This window comes from Anaerolineae bacterium (assembly GCA_016931895.1).
GTDB lineage: Bacteria > Chloroflexota > Anaerolineae > 4572-78 > J111 > JAFGNV01.
Genome location: JAFGDY010000189.1, coordinates 1 through 3,589, shown reverse-complemented (window position 1 = coordinate 3,589; position 3,589 = coordinate 1). Strand labels below are relative to the sequence as shown.

Here is a 3,589-nt window from a genome sequence, read left to right as displayed (position 1 = left end):
CCGCCACTCAACACTTGCAGAATAATGGCCGGATCAACCCCGGCTTTGGCGCCCAGCACAAAGGCTTCGGCCATGCCCACAAAATTCAGGGCCACCTGAATCTGGTTGCAGGCTTTTACGGTTTGCCCAGCGCCATTAGGCCCGCAGAGCGTGACGGTGCGGCCCATCACTTGCAGAATGGGTAATACTTCGTTAAACAAATCTTCGTCTCCCCCAACCATAATGGACAGCGTAGCATTTTGCGCGCCTACCTGGCCGCCGCTGACCGGCGCGTCTAAACAGCGCACGCCTTTTTGCCCCAGCGTTTTGGCCACCTTAATGGCTACGTGGGGGGCAATGGTGCTCATATCAATGTAAATTTGTCCCGCTCTGGCCGCCTGGATGAGACCGTTTTGGCCCAGGGCTACCTCTTCCACATCGGGGGAGTCGGGCACCATTGAAATGATGAGATCGGTTTGAGCCGCAACATCTTGGCAAGACCCACCTTTTTGAGCGCCGGCGGCTACAGCCCGGTCAACGGCGGCGGAAACAACGTCGTAAGCTACCAACTCGTAGCCGGCGTTTATCAAGTGGCCGGCCATATACTGGCCCATAATGCCGATGCCGATAAAGCCAATTTTGGGTTTCATGGGGATGTGTCCTTTCTCTTTCAGGTTAGAGTTTCAACAATGCTGGTGCGGATACCTTCGGCCTGGAGGCCATGTTTTTCCAGTAATTCGTCGGCGGTGCCGGATTCGCCAAAGGTGTCTCGTACCCCCAGCCGCCGCAGTGGTACTTGGGCCGACTCGGCGATGATTTCGCTGATAGTGCTGCCCAACCCACCGATAATGTTGTGTTCTTCTACCGTGAAAACGTAGCGCATGCCGTCAAGCTGGCCCAGCACCGCCTCCCGGTTTAGCGGTTTGATGGTAGCCACGTTGACCACCCGCGCCTGAATATTTTGATTGTTTAACAGTTCCGCCGCGGCCAGAGCCTTAGCCGTCACGTGGCCGGTGGCAAAAATAACAATATCGCTGCCGTCGCGCAAACGGGTGGGTTGGCCGATTTTGAACTGGTAGTCCGGCCCAAACAGACGGGGCGTAGGGTAGCGCCCCAGGCGCAGATAGACCGGCCCTTTTATGTCGGCGCTGGCCAGAGTGGCCTGACGTGTTTCCACGTCGTCGGCCGGCACAATGACCGTCATATTGGGCAAACCGCGCATTAGCGATATGTCTTCTAAAGATTGGTGGGTTGCGCCATCCGGCCCCTGGGTCAACCCCGCCGACGAGCCGATCAATTTAACGGGCAGGGCCGGATAGGCTACCTGGGTGCGGATTTGATCGTAGCAGCGTCCGGTGAGAAAAATAGCAAAGGAGTTACAGTAGGGGATCAAGCCGCCGGCCGCCAACCCGGCGGCGGTACTGACTAAATCTTGCTCGGCAATGCCCAGGTCAAAAAAGCGGTCAGGAAAAGACTCGCCATACACAATAGAACGGGTTGATTTATACAAGTCGGCATCCAAAACAACCAAATCATGGCGGCGTTGGCCCAATTCAAGCAGGGCATCCCCATAGACCATGCGGGTTTCAAATAGTTCACTCATTGTAGCGCCTCCCGTTTGGTTTGCAAATTGGCTTCCAGTTCGGCAATGGCTTGCCGGCTTTGTTCCGGCGTAATTGGCGCATTGTGAAAACCGGGTTTGTTTTCGATAAATGAAACGCCTTTGCCTTTTACGGTATGGGCAATGATGGCGCACGGACTATCAGGGCTGGCGGTAGCCCAATCAAGAGCGACGCATATCTGCGCCAGGTTATGCCCGTCAATCTCGCGGACTTGCCAGCCAAAACTGGCCCAGCGTTGCGACAAGGGTTCCAGCAACTTGCCGCAACTACTCTCATCCATTGCTTTGAGGCCGTTTTGGTCAATGATGGCAGTGACATTGGTCAGACAATGTTTGGGCGTGGTCATCGCGGCTTCCCACACTTGGCCTTCATGAAGCTCGCCATCGCCAATCAAGCAGAACACCTGGTAATTATAATTTTGCAGACGCGCAGCCAGAGCCATTCCGTTGGCAAAAGATAATCCCTGCCCCAACGAGCCGGTGCAGCCTTCGACGCCGGGCGTGCAGTGCATTACGGGATGTCCTTGCAGACGACTACCTAATTGTTTTAACGTGGCTAACTCTTCAAGGGGAAAAACCTTCAGCATGGCCAGGGCCGCATACTGGGCGGGCACGGAATGACCTTTGCTCATGATAAAGCGATCCCGTTCCGGCCAATCCGGTTTTTGGGGATTGTACTTCATTTTGTAAAAATAAAGGGCGCACACCAAATCGGTAGCCGAAAGCGAGCCGCCAAAGTGGTGCGCTTTGTTTGACCCCATCATCTTGACGATATGCAGGCGCATTTCGGCGGCCCGACATTCTAGCCGAGCAAGGTCGGTTTGGCTTATCGCTTTTTCACTCATTGGCATTTGTCCTCCTAAAAAAGGGATTGGGTAGAAAATTTAATTCAGGTTAAATTGCGGTCCAACCGCCATCAACAACCAGCGTGTGGCCGGTGACCATATTGGCCGCCGGGCTGGCCAGGTAGACCACCGCGCCCACAATGTCTTCGGGTTCGGCAATGCGGCCCAGGGGAATGCGGCTGATAACTTCGTCGCGGATGCCTTTATCTTCAAGTAACTTTTGCACAAAGGGCGTATTAACAAACGTGGGCGCAATGGCGTTAACAGTGATATTGTGTTTGGCCCATTCAATGGCCAGCGCCCGGGTCATATTGATCACGCCGCCTTTGGCCGAGCAGTAGACGCTCCGTTCATAATAACCAACCAGCCCCACTTGCGAGGCCTGATTGATGATTTTGCCGCCCCGGCCCCGTTTGATCATGTGTTTGGCCGCCGCCTGGGCGCAGAAAAAAACTCCTTTGAGATCGGTGTCAACAATCCGGTCCCAATCTTGTTCGGCAACGTCTGTGGCCCATTTGCGGATATTGATGCCGGCGTTGTTGACCATAATATCAATGTGGCCCCAGGTATCCACCACCCGGTCAACCATAGCTTGGATGGATTCGACGCCTGTCACATCCAGGGGCAAGGCCAGGGCCTTTCTGCCCGCTGCGTGGATAGAGGCCGCCGTTTCTTCGGCGTTGGCTTGCCGGTCGGGCAGGTCGGCCACTACAACATCGGCCCCGGCATGGGCCAGGCCCACGGCAAACGCCCGGCCCATGCCGCTGCCGGCGCCGGTAACAACGGCTACTTTGTCGTCAAGACGAAAAGTTGGCAGATTCATTAGTTAGGCTCCTTGTTTAAGAGAATTTTGGCTGGGTTCCAGTTTGGACCAAATCAGCATAATGTGTTTTTCTATGGCCTCGGCGGCCAATTCCGGCCGGTGATGGCGCAGTGTTTCTATAATGGGGAGATGATTATTGGCTACTTCAACCAGGTCCGGAAAGGCGGTGGGATGCGTTTTTACCACAAAGCGTTGGAGTTGAGCATAAAGCGGCAGCCAGACCCGCAGGAGGGTGGCGCTGCCGGACCACAGGCAGATTCGCCGGTGAAACTCCATATCGTAATCTACCAGGGTGGCAATATCATTTGTTTTCCCGGCTTG

General features: G+C 55.1%; 5 protein-coding genes. All 5 read right to left on the bottom strand.

Annotated features, from left to right (window positions below; genetic code table 11):
* Positions 1-629 (bottom strand): NAD-binding protein (locus tag JW953_14055; protein MBN1993819.1); only part of this gene is annotated, 629 nt, incomplete at its 3' end.
* Positions 630-649: 20 nt separating this feature from the next.
* A complete protein-coding gene (locus tag JW953_14050; GenBank protein MBN1993818.1) occupies positions 650-1,582 on the bottom strand; it encodes a transketolase family protein in 933 nt (310 codons plus the stop codon).
* A complete protein-coding gene (locus JW953_14045; GenBank protein MBN1993817.1) occupies positions 1,579-2,445 on the bottom strand; it encodes a transketolase in 867 nt (288 codons plus the stop codon). The genes JW953_14050 and JW953_14045 overlap by 4 nt, the downstream gene beginning before the upstream one ends.
* A 49-nt stretch (positions 2,446-2,494) precedes the next feature.
* Positions 2,495-3,268, bottom strand: coding sequence for a glucose 1-dehydrogenase (locus tag JW953_14040; protein MBN1993816.1), 774 nt, complete (start codon positions 3,266-3,268; stop codon positions 2,495-2,497).
* Between the two features lie 3 nt (positions 3,269-3,271).
* Positions 3,272-3,589: FCD domain-containing protein (locus tag JW953_14035; GenBank protein MBN1993815.1), on the bottom strand; the 318-nt coding region annotated here is incomplete at its 5' end.